Source organism: Corynebacterium sp. MSK218 (genome assembly GCF_030232655.1).
In the GTDB taxonomy this organism is placed as follows: Bacteria; Actinomycetota; Actinomycetes; order Mycobacteriales; family Mycobacteriaceae; genus Corynebacterium.
In genome coordinates, this window is sequence record NZ_JASPGN010000016.1 from 18,435 (window position 1) to 38,081 (window position 19,647).

Below are 19,647 nucleotides of genomic sequence, written 5' to 3' on the forward strand. Positions count from 1 at the left end.
ACTGTGGAGATATTCACAGGTTTGTGGGGTCCCGTGAGACGGCATCCAGCGGTAGGCTGAACCGCTGTGAATCGCGGTCATTTCCTGGGCCCGGCTCGGCTCACCGCCGTGGGCTTTATCCTGCTCATCCTCGTGGGAACGCTGCTGCTGATGCTGCCGATTTCCGCCAACGTTCCGCAGTGGACACCGTTCCTGCCGGCGCTGTTTACGGCGACCTCGGCGGTCTCTTTGACGGGCCTCGTAGTGGAGGACACGGGTACCTATTGGACCTCCTTCGGCCAAGCGGTCATCATCGCGCTCATCCAGTTGGGCGGCCTTGGAATCATGAGTTTGGCGTCGCTGTCGGGCATGCTGTTGACCGGCCGTATCAGCTTCAAAGCCCGCCGGACCATGGCTGCGGAGGGCCGCGCCGTGGCCTCCGGCGGCATTCGCCGCGCGCTCTTGCTTACCGTGGTCATGACCCTGATTTGCGAGGCCATCGTCGCTGTGTTCATCGGCGTGCGCCTAGCCACCGAACACGGCGTGGCACCAGGGCGAGCAGCGTGGGAAGGAGTGTTCCACGCCATTTCGGCCTTCAATAACGCAGGTTTCAGTACCTATTCAGACAGCGTTATCTCCTTCGCTGCTGATGGCTGGATCCTCCTTCCCCTTGCCTTCGCCCTGATCATCGGTGGCTTGGGTTATCCCATGCTGGCGGAGTTCGTGCGACGGGCCCGCGCACGGCTAACGCGCTGGCGCGGTGGCACGCCCCGCATTCACCGCATGTCCATGACCGCCCGGATGACGCTGGGCGCCACCGCGTTCTTGTTGCTGGGTGGCACCGTGATCTTCTTCCTCTCCGAGGGCTCCGGTGTGCTGAACGGGATGCCGCTGGGCCAGAAGCTCATCAACGCCTTCTTCATGAGCGCTTCGCCCCGAACGGCAGGTTTTAACGCCATCGATTACGGTGAGGCGCACCCGTTGACGCTGATGGTGACGGACATCTTGATGTTCATCGGCGGCGGCTCCGCCGGTACGGCGGGCGGCATCAAGGTCACCACTACATGCGTTCTGGGCGCCGCGATGATCTCGGAATTCTTGGGCCGGGAGGACACCTCCATCGGGCACCGGCGTCTGCCGCTGTCCACCTTCCGCCAAGCCCTCGCGCTCACGGCCGCCGGAATGGTGGTCGTGGCCCTCGGCGTGGCGACGCTGCGCATCTGGGACCCCGAGTTCACCGCGGACCAGGTCACATTCGAAGTCATGTCTGCCTTCGCCACCGTGGGTTTGTCCACGGGTATTACCGCAAGTTTGTCAGCACCATCGCAGCTCATGCTGTGTCTCATCATGTACGTTGGCCGCGTAGGACCCACCACCTTCGTGGCGGCACTGGCCGCCCGGACCATTACCCTGCGCTACCGCTACCCAGAAGAAAGGCCGTTCATTGGCTAACATGTTCAGCGCCCTGCGGCGTGAAAAGTCTTCCATTAATATCCCGCCGGTCGTCGTCATTGGCATGGGTCGGTTTGGTTCTTCCCTGGCTCGCGAGCTGATGGAGCATGGCGTGGAGGTCCTCGGTATCGATGCTGAGGAGAAGCACGTGCGCGAGCACGCCGCGTACCTCACCGAGGCGGTGACCGCCGATACTACCGACGCCGAGGCCCTTCGCCAGCTCGGCGTCGATGAGGTAGAGCGCGTGGTCGTGGCCATCGGTTCGGATCTGGAGGATTCCATCCTTACCGCCTCCAACCTCGTGGAGCTCGGGGTGAGCGATATCTGGGCCAAGGCCGATTCAGATGCTCATGCCCGCATCCTGCGCCAACTCGGAGTGCACCACGTGATTCGCCCAGAGCGCGATACGGGTCGCCGCGTGGCACACCTGCTGGGCGGGCGCTTCGAGGATTTCGCGGAGATCGCCACCGATTATGGCGTGACGGCGATGACCCCGCCGGCGTCGATAAGCAAGGGCCCTCTCAACCTTCACAAGGTGTGGGAGGAACACAACGTCCAGCTCATCTCCCGTTGTGAGGGGCCCGGCCAGTGGCGCCCGCTTGACGACGGCACCGAGCTCACCCACCGCGACCTCATCGTCGTCGCCGGTAGTCCTGCGGATCTGGAGGCCTTCTCGCAGTCTTAGGCGCCGCGCTCGGGGTGCCTCGCGCTGTGGAGTTAGGGGCGGGGCGCTACAGTAGCGCCTATGACGAAGGCACGTTTCCCGGGCTCGGTGTACGGAACAGGGGAGGAACCCGACCCGCGCTTCAGCATGGCTAATGAGCGCACGTTCTTGGCGTGGATCCGCACGTCCTTGGCCTTTATCGCCGGTGGCGTGGCGCTGGAGACCTTCGAGTTGCCGCTGAACACCACGCTGACTCGCGTTGTCTCCGTCATCATGCTGATCGTGGCCATCGTCCTGCCGGCGGTGGCGTGGTTTCACTGGGGTGCCTCCGAGCGCGCGATGCGCCATGCGCGTCCGCTCCCGGCAAGCCCGGCGTTGGCGTTGATTGTTGGCGTGGTGATCCTTATTGGCCTGATGATTCTGGTGGGCGAGCTGCTAGCGTGAGCGAGCTTTTTGATCCCGGCCTCCAACCCGAGCGCACCCGCCTAGCCTGGCAGCGCACGGGTCTCGCCGGCCTCATCGCGGGTTTGCTCGTCGTGCGCTCCGTTGCGCCATGGGCCGCCGTGATTGTTGGGGTAGTGGTGGCCGTTGTGTTGTGGTTGGCCACCGCCAAGCTCCGCGATGCTGACGAGATCCTGGCCCGGGCCGAATCACCCGCCCTGCCCGGGGCCCCGGCGCTTGCCGCCGTTGCGCTGGGAACGATGCTTCTCGGCGCGGTGGCCTTCGCCGCTATCTGGTAGCGGTGCTCAACGCGAATCTTAAAGGGGTTGCCCACACATTGGTGAGAATTCTTTGCAGCTAATCTGCAAAGAGTTTTGCAAACAGGGGTGAATTTGGTTCTTTAGTGGGGGTAATGAGACGAAAGTGTTTGTTGGTTGTCTGTGGTCTCGATAGCCTGAACGTGTAGGCCCATTCGGTGATCCCGATAACTCTCTCGGCTGAATGGGGGCTGGTTAACCAGGAAAAGGAGGGGGCAGATGACTACCCCGCAAACTCACGTCTCAACCGCGCACACGGAGGGCGAGGACGATCGCGGTGTCGACCGCAAAGACTGGCGCCGCATGGCCATTGGCCTCATTGTCGGTCTCGCATTGGCCATTCTCGTGTGGTTCATCTTCCCCAGCAACGCTGTCGACACGGTATTGGAATCCCCCGGCGCCAAGGATGACGCCGAATACACCCAGGGTGCATTGCGTGCTGTAGCCGCCGTGACCATTCTGATGGGCGTGTGGTGGATGACGGAGGCCATTCCGTTGGCCGCTACGGCACTGTTGCCGTTGGTTATCTTCCCGCTAGCTGGTGTGGGTGCCATCAAGGAAGTCGGTGCACCGTATGCCTCCGCCACTATCTTCCTGTTCATGGGGGGCTTCCTTATTGCCCTTGCGCTTCAGCGCTGGAACCTTCACCGCCGCCTTGCACTTTACGTGGTGAAGCTGATTGGTACCTCGCCCAAGCGTCTCATTTTGGGCTTTATGGTGGCTACTGGATTCTTGTCCATGTGGGTCTCTAACACTGCAACCGCCGTGGTTATGCTGCCGATTGGTACGTCAGTCCTGGCGCTGACTGCGGAGACCGTTGGTGGTTGGGATAAGCAGAAGAAGTTCGCCACTGCTCTCATGCTTGGTATCGCGTACTCGGCGTCCATTGGCTCGCTGGGCACGCTCATCGGCACCCCGCCGAATGCCTTCCTCAATGCGTATATGGCGGATACCTGGGGTGTGACCCTGGGCTTTGGTCGCTGGATGGCTGTAGGTGTGCCGCTGGCCGCCATTTTCCTGCTCATCGCGTGGTTCCTGCTCATCACCATCTTTCAGCCGGAGATGAAGGAGATTCCGGGTGGGCGCGAGCTTATTGATGAGGAAATTGAGGCCCTCGGCCCGTGGACCCGCCCCCAAATCATGACGGGTATTATCTTCCTGCTCGCCGCCGCTTCCTGGGTGACCCTGCCGCTCGTGCTTAAGGAATTCGACAACTACGATGACGCCATAGTAGGTATTGCAGCCGGTATTCTGCTTTTCATCTTGCCGGCGGACAACGAGCGCCGTATCCGCCTCCTGGACTGGGAGACGGCGAACGAGATGCCGTGGGACGTGCTCCTCTTGTTTGGTGGTGGCCTATCGCTTTCGGCAATGTTCAATCAGTCTGGCCTGTCCTTATGGATTGGTGAGATGGCTAAGGGGCTTAGCGTTCTGCCGGTCGTGCTCATCGTGGCTGCCGTGGCTGCGCTGGTGCTCTTCCTTACGGAAATCACTTCTAACACCGCAACTGCCGCGACCTTCATTCCGATCATGGGCGGTGTCGCGGTGGGCGTTGGTCTGACCGCTGACGGTGACGTCAACGTCCTCCTCCTTACCATCCCGGTGGCGCTCGCGGCAACGTGTGCATTCATGTTGCCGGTGGCTACCCCGCCGAACGCCATTGCGTACGGCTCTGGCTACGTCAAGATTGGTGAAATGATTAAGGGCGGTCTGGGTCTCAATATCATCGGCATCTTCCTCATTACCCTGACCGTTTACCTGCTGGCGGTGCCTATTTTCGGCCTCGCGGTCTAGCTGACGTAGCCGTCCCTTGATGAAAAACGTTATCATTACGGGATGGCTACACCCGTTACCGTGCTGTCCGGATTTTTAGGCAGCGGAAAGACCACCCTTCTCAACCACCTGTTGGCCAACCGCGAGGGGCGCAAGCTGGCGGTCATCGTTAATGACTTTTCCGAGGTCAATATCGATGCCGCCCTCGTCGCTGGCGCGGGCCATCTTGAACGCGGCGAAGACCGCTTCGTTGAGCTCTCCAACGGCTGCATTTGCTGTACCTTGCGCGAGGACCTCATCGAGTCCGTCGGCAAGCTGGCCCGTTCCGGCCGCTTCGACCAGATTGTTATCGAGTCCACCGGCATCTCTGAGCCCATGCCTGTTGCCGCCACTTTCGAGTGGGAGTTTGAAGATGGAACCACGCTTGCCGACGTCGCCCCTATCGACACCATGGTCTCCCTCGTGGACGCCTCTACGTTCCTTTTCCAATTGCGCCGCGGCCGTAGTCTGGTCTCTGAGAATATCGAGGCCACGCCCGACGATGACCGGACCATCGCCGATTTGCTCGTGGATCAAGTCGAGTTCGCCGATCTCATCCTCATCACCAAGACGGACCTGGCGGAGGCCGCCGAAACTGAGCGCGTCATCGCCACCGTGCGTGCCATGAACCCCCGCGCCCGCGTCGTGCCTGTCACTAACGGTGTCATTGATCCCGCGCTGGTTCTCGACGCCCACCTTTACGACGTCGCCACCGCCGCGACCTACCACGGTTATGCGGAGGAGCTGGCCAACCCGCACACCCCCGAAACCGAGGAATATGGCATCTCTTCGGTGGTCTTCCGCGCTGACCGTCCCTTCAACCGCGAGCGTCTGCTCAAGGCCCTGCGCGCCAGCACCGGCCTGGTGCGTTCGAAAGGTTATTGCTGGATTGATACCGATCTGCGCGTAGCCCACGCTTGGCAGCAGGCTGGACCTAACCTGCAGATTATGCCGGCCTCCCTGTGGGCGGCCAATGGTGTTACGCCTGGCACCGAGCTCGTGCTCATCGGTATCGACTTCGACCACGAGTCTACTCTGCAGGCTTTCGAAGACGCCGTGCTTTCCGACGTCGAAGTGGCCGCCCTCATCTAGCCCCTCATAAAGGTGAACACGGGGTGAATTGCTATACCCATTCGCGAGGATAAAAACATGCATTGACATCGGGATTTGTCAGTTTTCTGGCGTGTGGGTATAGTTATTCCTCGTTGCACAGCAGCGCGCGCATTACAGCGTCACGCACTGCAGGCCAACGGACTGCGCCCGTAGCTCAACGGATAGAGCATCTGACTACGGATCAGAAGGTTGGGGGTTCGAATCCCTCCGGGCGCACCAAATTTTTTCGCCGCCTTCGGGTGGCTTTTCTCGTTTTCGACTCCGTGGGCTGGGCAAACCCGGTAGTGTTCTGAAATATGATCAAAGCGATTCTCTCCGCCATCCTGCTATTCATCTCCTCGCTGTTTTCTAGCGCGGGCTCCTCGGAGCTGGCGGGGAGTTCGGAGGCGTGGGGGTTAAACGTCGCCAAGCTTGGCAACATCACGGACACACCCGCGGGACTGGTCGAGGCAAACGACGAGCAGATGGAGCACATCACTGCTTTCAGGTGGGAGTCTGAGGCGAGCCCAGAGGACTTCTCCCTGAATTTTCAGAACCAGGCGGTGTGGTTGCCTTGTAATGGCGGCGACTTCACCTTGGTTGATGGCGGCGTGGAGCTCAGCATGCTGACGGATAAGGCCTGCTCTGGAGGAAAGGTTGACCTTCCCTTCATTACGTTCCTGTCCGAACCGGCGAAGGTGATGGTGGATTCGGATGCCTCCGCAACGCCTCAGCGCATTTACCTCGTGCGTGGGGGTCAAGCTATCGCGCTTACCCGCTGAGACGCACATCACGCAGCGCTGCGTGAAACGCAGAGCTGAAAACGACCATAGATGCGACCAAGCAGAACCATTGGTCAGTCTTTAGACGTCAATCACGGGTTTAGGAGTGTCAAAGATAGCGCGGTGTGTCCTGTCGGCACGGGCCAGCTATGCATCAAGCATATTCGACCGATTGACTATCGTTTCGGAACGGCAGCCTGCAGCTTTTCCTCTAAATAGTTGCTCCGTTCTTCAAGCGCTCCAATCATTGTTATGAGTGATAGGGCCAACCGATCGGAGTTGATGGTCCCGTCCTCGTTGGGGTACTGCTCGGACAGAGTTTCCAAGCGCTGTATGAAGGTGGCGGTGATTGGGAAATGGGAAGAATCTATGTCAGACGCGGCCTGCTTTAATAGCTGAAGTATGGCATTATTGCTGTTAGAATTCATTTTCATTTTGGTTTGGGGGGAGCTTTGAAAGTAAACGTGAAACTTATCGGAGCGGCTGCTCTGTCGATGGCAACCGTAGCAGGTGCTTCGCCCATTGCGCAGGCAGCTACTGTCAAGGTGCCAGTGGGAACCATTGCAGTAGAGGGGACATCGGTAGTCCAAGTAGTTTCCTTAGATGACCCCGAGGAAACACTGGTGCCTACGGGAATTCCAGAGCGGCATTGGAGTATGCGTACCAAGCAATAAAGGAACATGGCTGTTGTCCGTTAAGTGGCGTGACTAAAGCAGAGATATGGTTACTGCGTTCGTTTGTAAAACACAACGCCCTGAGCGCGTTTACCTTGTGGGCAGTGAGAACGCTATCGCGCTTACCCGCTGAGACACATATCACGCAGCGCTGAGTGAAACGCAGAGCTGAAAACGACCACAAATAAGAAGACCGGCCAGAGCCACTGGTCGGTCTTTCGACGTTTTCAACTGCAAGGAGATGAATAGGTGTCAGCGCGTGCCCGAATAGTGGGCCTTGATATTGCACGTTCCTTGGCCATCATCGGGATGATTATTCTGCACATGGCCAACCTGGTGTGGAGCACCAAAGTGGTGCTCTCCGGGCTGCCGGCGGCGGGCTTCGCCATTATCGCAGGTACCACGATGATGATTCTTGCCCGCGATTACTCGCTGCGGGTCTTCCTCAAGCTGGTCGCGCGCGGCCTGCTGGTCATGCTCATCGGCGTGGCCTTGCTGCCCGTGGGCGGTGAGATTCAGGTGGTGCTCGTGGTCATGGGCGTGGCCATGGCTCTCACCGCCTGGGTGCCGCCGCTGGCCACCGGCTGGAAGGTCCTGCTCTTTGCGCTGGCCACTGCGGGCGCCACGGTGCTCTACGCGCCCTACACCCTCCCGCAGGTCTATCCCCTCGTGGCGTTCCTGGCGTACATGGTGGCAGGCATGCTGCTTTACGACGTCTACCTCACCCGCTCCACCCGCACCCAAGCCATCACGACCGCGGTGGCCGTCGTCGTTACCGGCATCGGTCTGTGGCAGCGCTTCAACCCGGAAATCCCCGGCTGGCTGCGTTTTACCGGGCATACGGGTGTGCTTGGTGAAATCCTTCTCTCCGTGGCGGTCACCGCGGTCGTGCTGCACCTGTGCCTGATCATTGGCCGACAGCTGCCGCGCCTGACCTTCCCCTTTGCGGCATTGGGCTCGATGTCCTTGACCATTTATATCCTGCACATTCTCACGGCTCGCTACTGGCAGGCACACATCTCGCTGCACAACACCATGGCGTCAGCAGGCTTTGTGCTCGCATTCCTTTTGATGAGCGCGCTGTGGAAGAAGTTCTTCGGAAAAGGCCCGGCTGAAAGGGCCGTGGCCTGGGCAATCAAGGAGGTAGCCGCGTAATGAAGGCACGAAAGATAACTTCTGCCCTGGCCAGCTTTGTAGTCGTGGGGGTAGGCACTGCGCCGGCTATGGCCTTGGAGTTTGCACAGCCCGCTCCCCAGTCGGAGGAAAGCGCTGCCGTGGCTGCGCTGCGCATGGGCAAGATCGGCAACTTTGGCGATTGCACCGGCACGCTGGTGGCCGAGCAGTGGGTGCTGACCGCCCGCCACTGCCTCGAATCCGTCAACAACGAGGGCTCGCAGGCCCGCTTTGGCCAGGGTAAAGACACCCGCGTGTATGACGTGGACTCCTGGGCGGTTTCACCGACTATCGACGCCGGCCTTATGCACCTGACCGAACCCGTCGAGGGCGTCAAGCCCGCCAAGCTCGCGGATGCGGTTCCCACCGCCGGCGACAAAGGCCACTTCTATGGCTGGAGCAGCAGCTCCCGCATGGCCCGCAAGGGTCAGCTGCCGATGGCCGAGATGGAAGTCGGCGAACTACTATCCGGCGGTACCCCGCCGGCGAGCCCTGACGAGTCAGGCGAGAAAATGACGCCGGTAGCGCCAGGAGGAGAAGCGACTGCGCCCGGTGATTCCGGTGGCATGGCTCCTGGCGGCATGGCCGTTCCCGCACCGAACGGACCTGGCGGAATGGTCGCTCCCGCCCCTGGTTCGCCCGACGCTCCCCAGGTGATGAAGGGCGGCGAAATGCCAGACATCACCTCGGGCCCAGGCGGCGCGGAAAGCATCCCAGCTAGTGAGCTTGGGGGAGTAGGGCCGATGATTGCCGCTGCCATCATGGACGTGAAGTCCCTCAATGGCGAAGGCATGCAGGGCGGCGACTCCGGCGGGCCGTTCTTCGTCGACGGCCGCCTCGTTGGCGTGGCCACCGCTGGCACGTCGAATGCAGATCCGGACCTGCCTTCCCCGACTGCTGCTATCACGTCGGTGGTCGAAGTCCGCGATTGGATCGAGGACGTTATCAGCGGCCGCGATACCGACGGCGTTCTTAATGCCGACAACTCCCCGGCGCCACCAACAACGATGCAAGTCAGTGCCTTTGTCGCGTGGCCAGCGGGCATTACCGCGGTAGTCGGACTTATCGCGATCGCCATCTTCTCGCGTGTGCTTAACCGCAAGTCTGGCGCTGAGAAGCGCACCAACTAGGCTATTTCTCCATGAAGGAGAAACTCATTCCCTGTCTGATCGCCGGAGCCATTTTCGGCCTAGTGCTGTGGCTGGCCTCCGGCATGTTGTGGTTATTGCCGGTAGGCCTAGCAGCGGGCCTCATGGGCTACCCGCTTCTCGGCATCACGCGCGATGAGTCCCAAGCTCGCAAGCGCCGCGATGACACGTTCCGCGACTAAACACCCCGCGCACCGCCGTGCATGCTACTTCACAGTCCGGCCGATGCCATTTGCAAGACGCTTTTTGAAAACTGCTTTATGGACAGAACTGCCCTCCGGCTGATGCTCTCCGCCAGAACGGGCGAGGCAAGCTGTTGCAGATGGTCCTTTTATATTGGTCCCTTTAGTTTGGTCCTTTCGCTGACTAAAGGGACCATCTGAGTAAGGAAAACTGCCCGTAAGTGGTCCCTTTGCACTGCAAAGGGACCAGAGCAAGGGGACCGTATTAAAGAGACCTTGTGCCGCAGCGGTGTGGGCACGGTGAAACCGCCGACCAAGGACAGGAATGTGCTCAGCGGGTCGAAAGAACTCCAGAGCAGGGCCCTTCTGGAGCTTAGAAGTTGGGCCGGGAAGCCCACCAGCCGGCTAGAAGATCTCGATGCGCCCACCCAAGGATTCCGTCTGGCGCAACTGCGCTACCCAATTCGGTGCACCTGGGTGCAGGCGCAGCACCGGGCGAGAAGAAATCTTGACCGGAGACACGGATTCCTTACGAGCACCGGATCGGGCTTCGATGCGGGTGCGGGCTCTGTAGCCAGCGTCGGCAAGCTCGGCGATGGAAGGCTTATCCGAAGCCAGCGAGTCACGGGCAGACTGCATCAACTCAATCGCCTCATCCAAAGCAGTGACCAGGGCAGTCGCGTTGGTCTCACACATCTGGCGGACCAGATCCGGGCGGGTACCGGCCACGCGCGTGCCGTCCTTGAAGGAGCCAGCTGCTAGGGACTGTGCTAGGATGCCGCCATTATCGCCCACCACCGCGAGGGTCTCTGCCAGCACGTGCGGCAGGTGCGAAATGCGAGCAACCGCAGCATCATGGTTCGCCACGCGAACCGGCACGGCCTCCGCGTGGACCATCTGCGTCATGCGGACAACGTCAGCGAAAATCTTCTCCCATTCCGCAGGGATACGCTCGCCACGAGCCTCGCACTCAGCGGCGTAGTCATAAGTAATAACCCAGGCAGCGCGGTTGAACAGGCCGGTCTGAGAGTTCTCCCACCCGGACTTGGACGTACCCGCCATGGGGTGGCCGCCCACGTAGCGCGGGTGCATATTGCGTTCAACAACGAGTTGACGGATTTCCGCCTTCACCGAGACGACGTCCGTAAAGCCGCAGCTCGGGGCGTGTTCCTGAATGGAGTCAAGAACTGAGGCCACCGCATCCATCGGCACCGCGATAACGATGAGAGCCTTGTCCTCCTCAGCGCGGCGGAGAATGGCGGGGAGGTCATCGGTAACGTCAAAGCCCTGCTTCACAGCAATGCGGGCACCGGAGGTGGAGTGGTTGTAGCCGTACACAGAGTGGTTGCTCGCGGCGAGGTCACGCAGCAGGGAACCACCAATGAGGCCGAGGCCGATAATGCAGACGGGGCGTTGAACATCTTGAGAACTCACGGTGACAATTGTGGCACAACCCGACTAATCTGACGAGGTATGAGCCACGACGATCTGTCTTTTTCCATCACCGTCGCCCGCCACGAGCAGGGCTGGGTGATTCGCCCCTTCGAGGACGACTTCACTAACGTCAACACCTCCATTAAGGCGGTGCGCAACCTGCGTTCCGAGGGCGCGGCCTTTGCGCTGTTGTGCGTGGAGGATGATTATTTCGTCGTCGTGCGCCCGGTTCCGGGGGATGTGCGTATGCTGCTTTCCGACGCCACCTATGCCGCCGAAGACGACTTCGCCGCGGATTTCCTCGACTTGCGTGATATCGATATCCCGGATTTGGACGAAGACGAGTGGGAGGACGCCGACCCGTACGGTGATGGCGATTTCGATATCTTCGCTGACCTCGGCCTCGATGAGGACCAGGTGGGCTACATCATTGATAACGATGAGGACTGGCCTTCCGACATGCTCCTGCGCATCGCCGGCGAGCTGGGCTTCGGTGACGAGCTGGAGGATTTCATCGACGGCCTCGACTCGGATGACTCTTAAACCGGCGGCGGGGCTGGTGCGCGCGGAGGCCCGCATGCGCCGCGCCCTGGAGGTCGTGCGCACCACGCCGGCGGGGGATATCCCGGTAGGCGCCGTGCTTTACGACGCCTCCGGCAACGAACTCGCCACCGGCGTTAACCGCCGCGAGCAGCTCAATGACCCCACCGCGCATGCAGAGGTGGAAGCTATCCGCCAGGCGGTGCGTGTGCATGGCGATGGCTGGCGGCTGGAAGGCTGCGAGCTGGTTGTCACCTTGGAACCCTGCGCGATGTGCGCGGGCGCGATTCAAGCTTCCCGGGTGTCCTCAGTGATCTTTGGTGCTTTTGAGCCGAAGACGGGGGCGTGCGGTTCGCTTGTCGACGTCCTCCGCGCCCCCGGCGCCCTCCACGTTCCCGAGGTACGCGGCGGTGTGCTGGAGGAAGAATGCGCGGAGCTGCTCACGGGCTTCTTCGGGGGTCTGCGTGGCAGTGGCGCTTAGCCCTTGAATTGGTTAGTGGCCCCGGAGCTGCCTTGCAATTCGGGTGTAGGCTGGGTGGCCCACGTGAAAGAGTAGAGAATAAAGGAGAAAACCATGGGTGATTTTGAGAACAAGAAGGACGAGTTCGTCGGCAAGGCTAAGGAAGCTGCTGGCGGCCTGACCGATAACGAGAAGCTGGAGAACGAGGGCAAGGCCGACCAGGTCACCTCCGAGGCTAAGCAGAAGGCTTCCGACGCCGTTGAGGGCGTCAAGGATAAGGCCAACGAGGTCATCGGTGGCCTCAAGGACTAATTCATAGCCTCAAATAGCTGAATCGCTGTCCCCGCCGTATGGTGTGGGCAGCGATTTTGTCACTCGGGATGACTCCCGTAATCTGGAACGCGGTGGCGTGTCCGAGCGGCCGAAGGTGTTCGCCTCGAAAGCGAATGTTGGGTAACCCCCAACCGCGGGTTCAAATCCCGCCGCCACCGCCACACCCGGCACTCCAGTTTTTAGCTCTGGGGTGCCGGTCTTTTTATGTTTTAGAAGCCGGCCCGCCCTCTATCAACATCTCTTTGGAAATCCAGCGCGGCTTGGCGTGCCTCGGGGTCGTGGTCTTCCGTGCGTTTGTGAATCCGCCGGCTCATCATGCCTGCTGGGATGGCAATGAGCAGGATGGCCGCGACGGCAACGATGACGAAAGTGGACATGGGGGTCTCCTAAAGCACTTCAGCGGTTAAAGCTTTGACTGGGCGAGAGGTGTGCCCTGACTCTCTATAGTTAAATACTATGATTCAGAACACTATAAGATGTTGGGATTGATGCATAGTCTTTCTTTTAAAACTTCGTTCTCGCTCGTCTTCGTAGCCGCTGTCGTCTCTGGGTTAGGTGACGGCCTCATCCCGATTGCTTTTGCGCTTCAGGCGCACCGAGTAGATCCGTCGGGGCGCGGCTTGACGGTGGTGCTTATCGCGCTGTGGGCGGGCCGCTTCGTCAGTTCTTTAGTGGTCCGAAAGCTGCCGCCACCTCACCGGCCAGTGACCTGGATGCTGGGTAGTGATGTCGTTCGGATGTTGGCGCAGTGGGGACTCGTGGCGTGGGTGGTTGCTCGCGGCGATTCCATTGCTGCGTTCGCGCTCTCAAGCTGCGTGTACGGTTGTGCCTCGTCATTCTTTGGGCCAGCAAGGTTTAGCCTCTTGTCGCAGCTGTTTTCCGATGAGCAGCGCACCCGCGTCAACGGAACCCTGTCGATGCTCGGTGATGTGCTGTTTATCGCCGGCCCCCTCATCGGTACAGCGGCAGTGCTCACCTTGGGGTTTAACACGGTATTGCTTATCGACGGCGCCACTTTCCTCGTGGCCATGCTCTTTGTTCTTCCGTTTCTCTCAGTACGCAGAGAACCAGCAGGCGAAAGCTCTAATGTCGCAGCGGCTGAACCAGGACCGGACAGCGCAGGTTCATCGAGTCCGAACAGGCCTCTTACGTCCCCAACGCTCCCGAGCTGGGTGCGGGTAGGGCTCGGCACTTGGCTGGTCGCGGCAATTGTCAACGGCTTCCTGGGAAGCGCTGGACCTACATGGATTATGAATAATTTCGACGAAAAGTCCTGGGGGTTTATGGCAACTGCGCTTGCGGTCGGTTCGCTGATTGGCTCAGCCGCAACAATTCTGAAGGCATTAGATCGGGTTCGTTTTAGTACCCTGCAAATCCTGATGCTGATTCTTCTGGCCGGGCAGATCCTGGCTTTGGCATTCTCCTCTGTCTTCGTGCTCATCGCCGCAGTTGGTGCCGCTGCGTCCTTGTTGATGACTGCTGCAGGCATTGCGTGGGATTCTCTCGGGCAGTCTTTGGGAGATGATGGTCTGGTGCACCAGTTCGCTACAAAGGATCAGCTGGTCTTTACCGCCGGTACCCCGCTTGGAATGATTCTTTTCGCGGCACTTTCTTCTCAGCCTGGTGTTGCGGCGGTTGCCTTGGCAGCTGCGTTGGTAGTCGCAGCCGTTGCGTCGTTCTTGCCCGTGGCGCGTTCGCCACGTACTGCAGATATGGCTGAGGGTGCTGTTCCTTTGTAATGAAGTAGGTACACATCGCAGGTGTGCAATTGGCTATGTGCGAGCTTAGGCCTCATTGAATTGTCTAGCCATGATTACTTGTGGATCGACGACCACCGAGCTCAGGCTCATCAAGAAGTAGAACAAATTTTGTTTGTCCACATTGGATGGGTCAATGCAGCAAGCAGCCTCTGCAAGGGCAGATACCTTGCCATAGTGGATAATCAATTCATCTGGTTCTTGGTCTATTTGTGCTTGATGGGTTCTCTCATCACTCGCCTTGAGCCATCGCTCCGCGCTCTCGAGATTTTTGGAGAACTCGGATTCTCTAAGTCGATTAATGATTTCCGGAGGAATCTCTTCGAGGAATGGAGCAGACACCGCGAGGAATGTCTTAGCCATCACTTCCAATTTCGATGAATCGCCCGTCAAACTTAGGGTTCTGGAGATGACAGGATCAAACCGAAGGTGGGGGTCCTCTAATGAGGTCAAGATATACCTACTCCCGTTGAACTGGCTTAAGCGGCTTGTCGTTTGCTCATGCGATGTCTTCATCTAAGCGGACGGAAAGCCCTTGGTCTTGGGACTGTAGTTAGTATTGCTTGGGATTTCCTAGGAAAGACTTTGGGGGGATGATGGTTTAGTACACCAGTTCGCTGCGAAGGATCTGCTGGTCTTTACTGCCGGTACCCCCGCTTGGAATGATTCTTTTCGCGGCGCTTTCATCTCATCCTGGTGCCCAGCTGGGCGTGCGATACCGTTAGGGCTTCACAGCCCAACTGGTTAAACTGGTGCACATTCATGTCCACCACCAAAGCTTCCGCGAGCAATAATCGCGCATGTGAAGGGGAATTTCCGTGGCAAAGCTGCTTTACCACCTAGGCCGCTGGTCTTACATCAACCGATGGAAGGTCATCATCGCCTGGATCTTCATCGTGGCGGCTGCAGGCGGAGCGACCTTGAGCTTGATGAAGCCGATGACCACGGAGTACTCCATCAGCGGCACGCCCGCTATTGATGCCACCCGCCGCGCGGTGGAGCTCTTCCCGGAGAACGGTAACCCGGCCAATGCGCCGTCGGTCAACCTCGTCTTCAAGGCCCCGGAAGGGCAGAAGCTCAGTGACCCGCAGAATAAGGAAGCGGTCGGGGACGTGGTGCACCACATTGCTGAGGGCTTGGACATCCCGGAGGGCAGCCAGCAGCGCTGGGGTAACCCGCTTGAGGTATCGCCAGCACTTCAGCAGCAGGTCATCGAGCAGTTCACCTCCATGGGTTTGCCGGAGGAGACCGCGCGGGCGGATGCCGATAACCTGGCCATGGTCAATGCCGATGAGACCATCGCCTACACCACCTTCGACTTTGATGCGGAAAGCCCCTATTCGGTAGACCCTGCGGATAAAGATGTGGTCCATGAGGCCATGGACATCGGCCGTGCGGCGGGTCTGGAAGTAGAGGCCGGCGGCGCGGGCTTCGGTGATGAAATCCAGGTCAACTCGATTTCTGAGGTCATTGGCCTGGCCGTGGCGTTTATCGTCCTCATTATTACCTTCGGTTCCTTGGCCTCCGCGGGCATGCCGCTAATCTCCGCGGTCGTGGGCGTGGGCCTGGGCGCGATGGGCGTCATGATCGCTACCCACTGGATTGAGCTGAACAACCTCACCCCGGTGCTGGCCGTCATGATTGGCCTGGCCGTGGGCATCGACTATGCGCTGTTCATCATGTCGCGCTACCGGCAGGAGCGCTCCCGCATGGATGGGCCGGATGCCGCCGGCATGGCCGTTGGCACGGCGGGTTCCTCGGTGGTCTTTGCCGGCGCGACGGTCTTCATCGCGCTCTTCGCGCTGCTCGTGGCGCGCATTAGCTTCCTCACCGCCATGGGCCTGGCCGCTGCGGGCACGGTCTTCATGGCAGTGCTCGTCGCGCTGACCTTGGTGCCCGCGATGCTGGGCCTGCTCGGTGATAAGGCCTTCGCCGGGCGCATCCCCGGCGTGGCCGGCAACCCCACGAAGCGCCGCCCGCGCCGCACGAAAGCAACGATGGGCAACCGTTGGGTGCGCACGGTGCAGCGCGCCCCTGGCATCGTCATGGCCTTGGTGGTGCTCGGCCTCGGAGCTTTGACCGCCCCGGTCCTGCACATGGAGCTGGCCCTGCCAGCGGATACCACCTCCAACCCGGATACCACCCAGCGCAAGGCGGCGGACCTGCTCTCCGAAGGCTTTGGTCCCGGCATCAACGGCCCCTTCCTGGTGATCGTGGATGGCGCCAATGCCAACCCGGAATCCGCGGCGCTACAGCCCTATATCCAGGGCCAAGAAGGCGAAGAAGATGAGCAGAAGAAGGCCGCGCTTTCCTCCTTCATCTATTCCGTACAGCGCCTCAACCAGGTGGGCGGCGTTAAGCACGCCCAGCTGGTGGGCGTGAGCAAAGACATGAAGTCCGCGCAGATCATGGTCAGCCCCACCACAGCGCCGACGGATGAGGCCACGATTGGCACCGCCTCCGCCTTGCGCACGGCTAGCGCGGAGCTGGAGGATGCCACCGGCGCCGAGATCGGCATGACGGGCCTGACCGCGGTGCAGCTCGATATCACCGAGCGCCTTGAAGGGGCCATGGGGCCATACCTCGCCATCGTGGTGGGCCTGGCCATTATCTTGCTCTTGGCGGTGTTCCGCTCCATCTTGGTCCCGTTGGTCGCGGGCCTGGGCTTCCTGCTTTCCGTCGGCGGCGCTTTCGGCCTGACCGTGCTTGTGTGGCAGGACGGCCTCACCGGCCTGGTGCCCGCGCCGGGCCCGCTGATTTCCTTCATGCCCATCTTCCTCATCGGCGTGACCTTCGGCCTGGCCATGGACTATCAGGTCTTCCTGGTCACCCGCATGCGCGAGCATTTCTCCCGCTTCCCGCAGGGCAGCGGCGGGCAGTACAGCAAGTACAACGCCAACGACGAGGCCACCATCGCCGGCTTTACCGCCGGTGCCCGCGTGGTCACCGCCGCGGCCATCATCATGATTTCCGTCTTCGTGGCCTTTATCAGCCAGCCCCTGCCCTTCATCCAGATCTTCGGCTTTGCGCTGGCAGCGGGCGTGCTTTTCGACGCCTTCTTAGTCCGCATGTCGCTCGTCCCCGCCACCATGTTCCTCATGGGGCACACCACCTGGTGGATGCCGAAATGGCTGGACAAGTTGATTCCGCAGCTGGACATCGAGGGCACCGCACTCGAGGAAGAGTGGGAGCGCAAACACGCGGCAGCATCCCGTGAAGCGGAAGGTAAAGCAGAGCAGCCCGTAGAATAGTTCCCTATGACTCACCCTAAGCCGCTGCTGGAGACCGACCTTTCCTTCGACGTAAAGAAGGAGATGGACTTGAGCGGTCCAGCACAACCGGGAAAGCACGGCCGCACCGGTGTTATTCACACACCGCATGGAGATATCCAGACCCCGGCGTTCATCCCGGTGGCCACCAAGGCCACGGTGAAAACGCTGACCCCGGAGCAGATTCGTGTGACCGGAGCGCAAGCCATCCTGTCCAACGCCTATCACCTCTACTTGCAGCCGGGCCACGACATCGTGGACGAGGCCGGCGGCGTGGCCGCCTTCGAGAATTGGCATGGGCCGACCTATACCGACTCGGGCGGATTCCAGGTCATGTCACTCGGCGTGGGCTTTAAAAAGGTACTCGCCATGGACGTGGCAGACCTGACGGACTCCGACATCCGTGCGGCCAAGAAAGAGCGCATGGCGCAAGTGGATGAGGACGGTGTGGACTTTAAATCCTTCATCGACGGCTCCACGCACCGTTTTACCCCGGAGGTCTCCATGCAGATCCAGCATGGCTTGGGCGCGGATATCATGTTTGCCTTCGACGAGCTCACCACGCTCGTGGATACCCGTACCTACCAGGAGGAATCCGTGGAGCGCACGCGCCGCTGGGCGCAGCGCTGTCTCGATGAGCACGACCGCCTTACGCTCGCCCGCGGTCCGCAGAAGCCGCGCCAGTCCCTGTGGGGCGTGGTCCAGGGAGCGCAGTATGAGGACCTGCGCCGCCAGGCCGCGCGCGGGCTGGTGGAGCTCTCCGATCGTGCCGAGGCGAATGGCCGTCGCGGCTTCGGCGGCTTCGGCATCGGTGGCGCATTGGAGAAGGAGAACCTGGGCACGATTGTGGGCTGGGTATGCGATGAGTTGCCCGTCGATAAGCCCCGGCACCTGCTGGGGATCTCTGAACCGGATGATATTTTTACCGCCGTTGAGGCTGGTGCCGATACTTTTGACTGTGTGGCGCCGACCCGCCTGGCGCGCCGCGGTGGCGTCTACACCCTCGACGGACGTCTCAACCTCACCAATGCGCGTTTCAAGCGGGATTTTGCTGGCGTGGATGAGGAATTCGGTGGTTACGTCTCGCAGAACTACTCCCGCGCCTACATCCACCACCTGCTCAAAGCCAAGGAATTCCTGGCCGGCACGCTGTGCACTATCCACAACCTGGAGTTCATGATTCGTCTGGTGGATAACATCCGGGAGTCCATCGATGGTGGCTATTACGAGGCTTATCGCGATGAGTTTATGGGGCGTTATTACGCCAAGTGACCGGTGACGATGACGTTGTACTCCAAGTCTGAGGCACCGTCTACCGCACAGGCGATGAGTACGATGCGCCCAGGCACGTCGGTATCCATGAGGTCGGCGTCGCTGCCCAGTTGTTCCTTGGGGATGAGGAAGGCGTTATCCACGATCCACTCGCGGCCCGCACCGCCCTCGGAGGTCATGCGGATGTGGGAGCCGTTGAGGGTGGACGTCGCAAAGCGCTGCACCTGCGCCCCGTCGAGGCCCTCCACGGTGGTGGGGTTGCTCAGATCGACGTTGGCGGTGACCACCTCAGAGAAAGGGTTGAACACCAGTTTCTGCTGGCCCCACGCATGGCCCAACACGTAGGTGGTGCCCTGTTCTGCCGTGGCGGGTGACTCACCCCAGTCTTGCACCCAGCGCACCATCGTCTCCTGTGGCCCGGCGGGGTTGAGGGGCAGGACGAAAGGCATTGAATCGTAGGTAGCGCCAGTGATGGTAGCTGGGCCGTCCATCTCAAACGTGCCGGTCAGGGCGGGCGCCGGGCCTTGGTTCAGCGGCGGCGGGGTAGGGGTGGTGCTGGGCGCTGCGCTTGGCGACGTCTCACTGCTCACCGTCATCGACTCCGACGCGGCCGCGCCGCTCGTCGTTTCAGACGACGTGGTGACTTCCTCGGCGCCCGAGCACGCCACAAGGATTAAGGCCGTGGTCAGGCCAAGGAAAGGGAGGAGGGACGTTCGTAGATGCTTATGCATCGTAGATGTCCTTTAAGACCTCATCGAGGCTAAACCTCTCGCCGGAGTCCTCTGCAGCCATTAATTCTCCTTTGTCACTGTGAATGCATCGTATTACTCATGATGGATGAAAGGAAGAGAGAAATAGACCCCCTC

Annotated in this window: 20 protein-coding genes and 2 tRNA genes; 18 read left to right on the forward strand and 4 right to left on the reverse strand. The window is 60.4% G+C overall.

The features are described from left to right. Positions 1-66: 66 nt before the first annotated feature. The 11 genes from QP922_RS11530 to QP922_RS11580 all read left to right on the forward strand — a co-directional run bounded on the left by QP922_RS11530 (position 67) and on the right by QP922_RS11580 (position 9,716). The gene (locus QP922_RS11530) at positions 67-1,431 is read left to right on the forward strand and encodes a TrkH family potassium uptake protein (RefSeq protein WP_284809636.1); all 1,365 of its coding nucleotides are present in this window, start codon (positions 67-69) and stop codon (positions 1,429-1,431) included. 1 nt (position 1,432) lies between these two features. After that, positions 1,433-2,116: a potassium channel family protein gene (locus tag QP922_RS11535; RefSeq protein ID WP_070562061.1), complete on the forward strand. Its 684-nt coding sequence runs from the start codon at positions 1,433-1,435 to the stop codon at positions 2,114-2,116. A gap of 60 nt (positions 2,117-2,176) precedes the next feature. After that, positions 2,177-2,539 carry a YidH family protein gene (locus QP922_RS11540; protein ID WP_070533393.1) on the forward strand — a complete coding sequence of 121 codons (363 nt, stop codon included), beginning with the start codon at positions 2,177-2,179 and terminating at the stop codon, positions 2,537-2,539. Beyond that, positions 2,536-2,835 carry a DUF202 domain-containing protein gene (locus QP922_RS11545; protein WP_070670820.1) on the forward strand — a complete coding sequence of 100 codons (300 nt, stop codon included), beginning with the start codon at positions 2,536-2,538 and terminating at the stop codon, positions 2,833-2,835. The genes QP922_RS11540 and QP922_RS11545 overlap by 4 nt, the downstream gene beginning before the upstream one ends. A 237-nt stretch (positions 2,836-3,072) precedes the next feature. Further along, positions 3,073-4,647 (forward strand): SLC13 family permease, encoded by a 1,575-nt coding sequence (locus tag QP922_RS11550; RefSeq protein ID WP_010188388.1) that lies wholly within the window; start codon positions 3,073-3,075, stop codon positions 4,645-4,647. A gap of 42 nt (positions 4,648-4,689) precedes the next feature. Beyond that, positions 4,690-5,757, forward strand: a complete 1,068-nt coding sequence (locus tag QP922_RS11555) for a GTP-binding protein (protein WP_284809638.1) — start codon at positions 4,690-4,692, stop codon at positions 5,755-5,757. A 164-nt stretch (positions 5,758-5,921) separates the two neighbouring features. Further along, a tRNA-Arg gene (locus tag QP922_RS11560) sits at positions 5,922-5,997 on the forward strand. 77 nt (positions 5,998-6,074) lie between these two features. Then, complete coding sequence (locus QP922_RS11565; protein ID WP_284809641.1) at positions 6,075-6,539, forward strand: hypothetical protein; 465 nt, start codon at positions 6,075-6,077, stop codon at positions 6,537-6,539. Positions 6,540-7,462: 923 nt separating this feature from the next. Beyond that, positions 7,463-8,368, forward strand: coding sequence for a DUF418 domain-containing protein (locus tag QP922_RS11570; RefSeq protein ID WP_284809643.1), 906 nt, complete (start codon positions 7,463-7,465; stop codon positions 8,366-8,368). Further along, positions 8,368-9,516, forward strand: coding sequence for a trypsin-like serine protease (locus QP922_RS11575; RefSeq protein ID WP_284809645.1), 1,149 nt, complete (start codon positions 8,368-8,370; stop codon positions 9,514-9,516). Before QP922_RS11570 ends, QP922_RS11575 begins: the two co-directional genes overlap by 1 nt. A gap of 11 nt (positions 9,517-9,527) precedes the next feature. After that, positions 9,528-9,716 (forward strand): hypothetical protein, encoded by a 189-nt coding sequence (locus tag QP922_RS11580; RefSeq protein ID WP_201828809.1) that lies wholly within the window; start codon positions 9,528-9,530, stop codon positions 9,714-9,716. A 405-nt stretch (positions 9,717-10,121) separates the two neighbouring features. On the opposite strand, the gene QP922_RS11585 is transcribed toward QP922_RS11580, so the two are convergent. Then, positions 10,122-11,150, reverse strand: a complete 1,029-nt coding sequence (locus QP922_RS11585) for a prephenate dehydrogenase (protein WP_284809648.1) — start codon at positions 11,148-11,150, stop codon at positions 10,122-10,124. A gap of 39 nt (positions 11,151-11,189) precedes the next feature. Between QP922_RS11585 and QP922_RS11590 the strand changes: the two genes are divergently transcribed. From QP922_RS11590 to QP922_RS11605, 4 genes are all read left to right on the forward strand, one after another. Then, entirely contained in the window at positions 11,190-11,693 is a 504-nt protein-coding gene (locus QP922_RS11590; RefSeq protein WP_239187064.1) for a tRNA adenosine deaminase-associated protein, read from the forward strand. 34 nt (positions 11,694-11,727) lie between these two features. Continuing rightward, positions 11,728-12,171, forward strand: a complete 444-nt coding sequence (locus tag QP922_RS11595) for a nucleoside deaminase (protein ID WP_284809672.1) — start codon at positions 11,728-11,730, stop codon at positions 12,169-12,171. A gap of 93 nt (positions 12,172-12,264) precedes the next feature. After that, entirely contained in the window at positions 12,265-12,462 is a 198-nt protein-coding gene (locus tag QP922_RS11600) for a CsbD family protein (RefSeq protein ID WP_193628839.1), read from the forward strand. Between the two features lie 91 nt (positions 12,463-12,553). Then, positions 12,554-12,644, forward strand: a tRNA-Ser gene (locus QP922_RS11605). 48 nt (positions 12,645-12,692) lie between these two features. Here QP922_RS11605 and QP922_RS11610 read toward each other — a convergent pair. After that, the gene (locus tag QP922_RS11610) at positions 12,693-12,860 is read right to left on the reverse strand and encodes a hypothetical protein (protein ID WP_010188407.1); all 168 of its coding nucleotides are present in this window, start codon (positions 12,858-12,860) and stop codon (positions 12,693-12,695) included. 111 nt (positions 12,861-12,971) lie between these two features. Between QP922_RS11610 and QP922_RS11615 the strand changes: the two genes are divergently transcribed. Continuing rightward, positions 12,972-14,222 (forward strand): MFS transporter, encoded by a 1,251-nt coding sequence (locus tag QP922_RS11615; RefSeq protein WP_070564221.1) that lies wholly within the window; start codon positions 12,972-12,974, stop codon positions 14,220-14,222. Positions 14,223-14,267: 45 nt separating this feature from the next. On the opposite strand, the gene QP922_RS11620 is transcribed toward QP922_RS11615, so the two are convergent. Continuing rightward, the gene (locus QP922_RS11620) at positions 14,268-14,603 is read right to left on the reverse strand and encodes a hypothetical protein (RefSeq protein ID WP_070564224.1); all 336 of its coding nucleotides are present in this window, start codon (positions 14,601-14,603) and stop codon (positions 14,268-14,270) included. Between the two features lie 455 nt (positions 14,604-15,058). Between QP922_RS11620 and QP922_RS11625 the strand changes: the two genes are divergently transcribed. Continuing rightward, positions 15,059-17,491: an MMPL family transporter gene (locus QP922_RS11625; RefSeq protein ID WP_284809651.1), complete on the forward strand. Its 2,433-nt coding sequence runs from the start codon at positions 15,059-15,061 to the stop codon at positions 17,489-17,491. 6 nt (positions 17,492-17,497) lie between these two features. Next, a complete protein-coding gene (gene tgt / locus QP922_RS11630) occupies positions 17,498-18,781 on the forward strand; it encodes a tRNA guanosine(34) transglycosylase Tgt (RefSeq protein WP_502869614.1) in 1,284 nt (427 codons plus the stop codon). Here tgt and QP922_RS11635 read toward each other — a convergent pair. Further along, positions 18,769-19,512, reverse strand: a complete 744-nt coding sequence (locus QP922_RS11635) for a sortase family protein (protein WP_284809653.1) — start codon at positions 19,510-19,512, stop codon at positions 18,769-18,771. The genes tgt and QP922_RS11635 overlap by 13 nt on opposite strands. Positions 19,513-19,647: the final 135 nt, after the last annotated feature.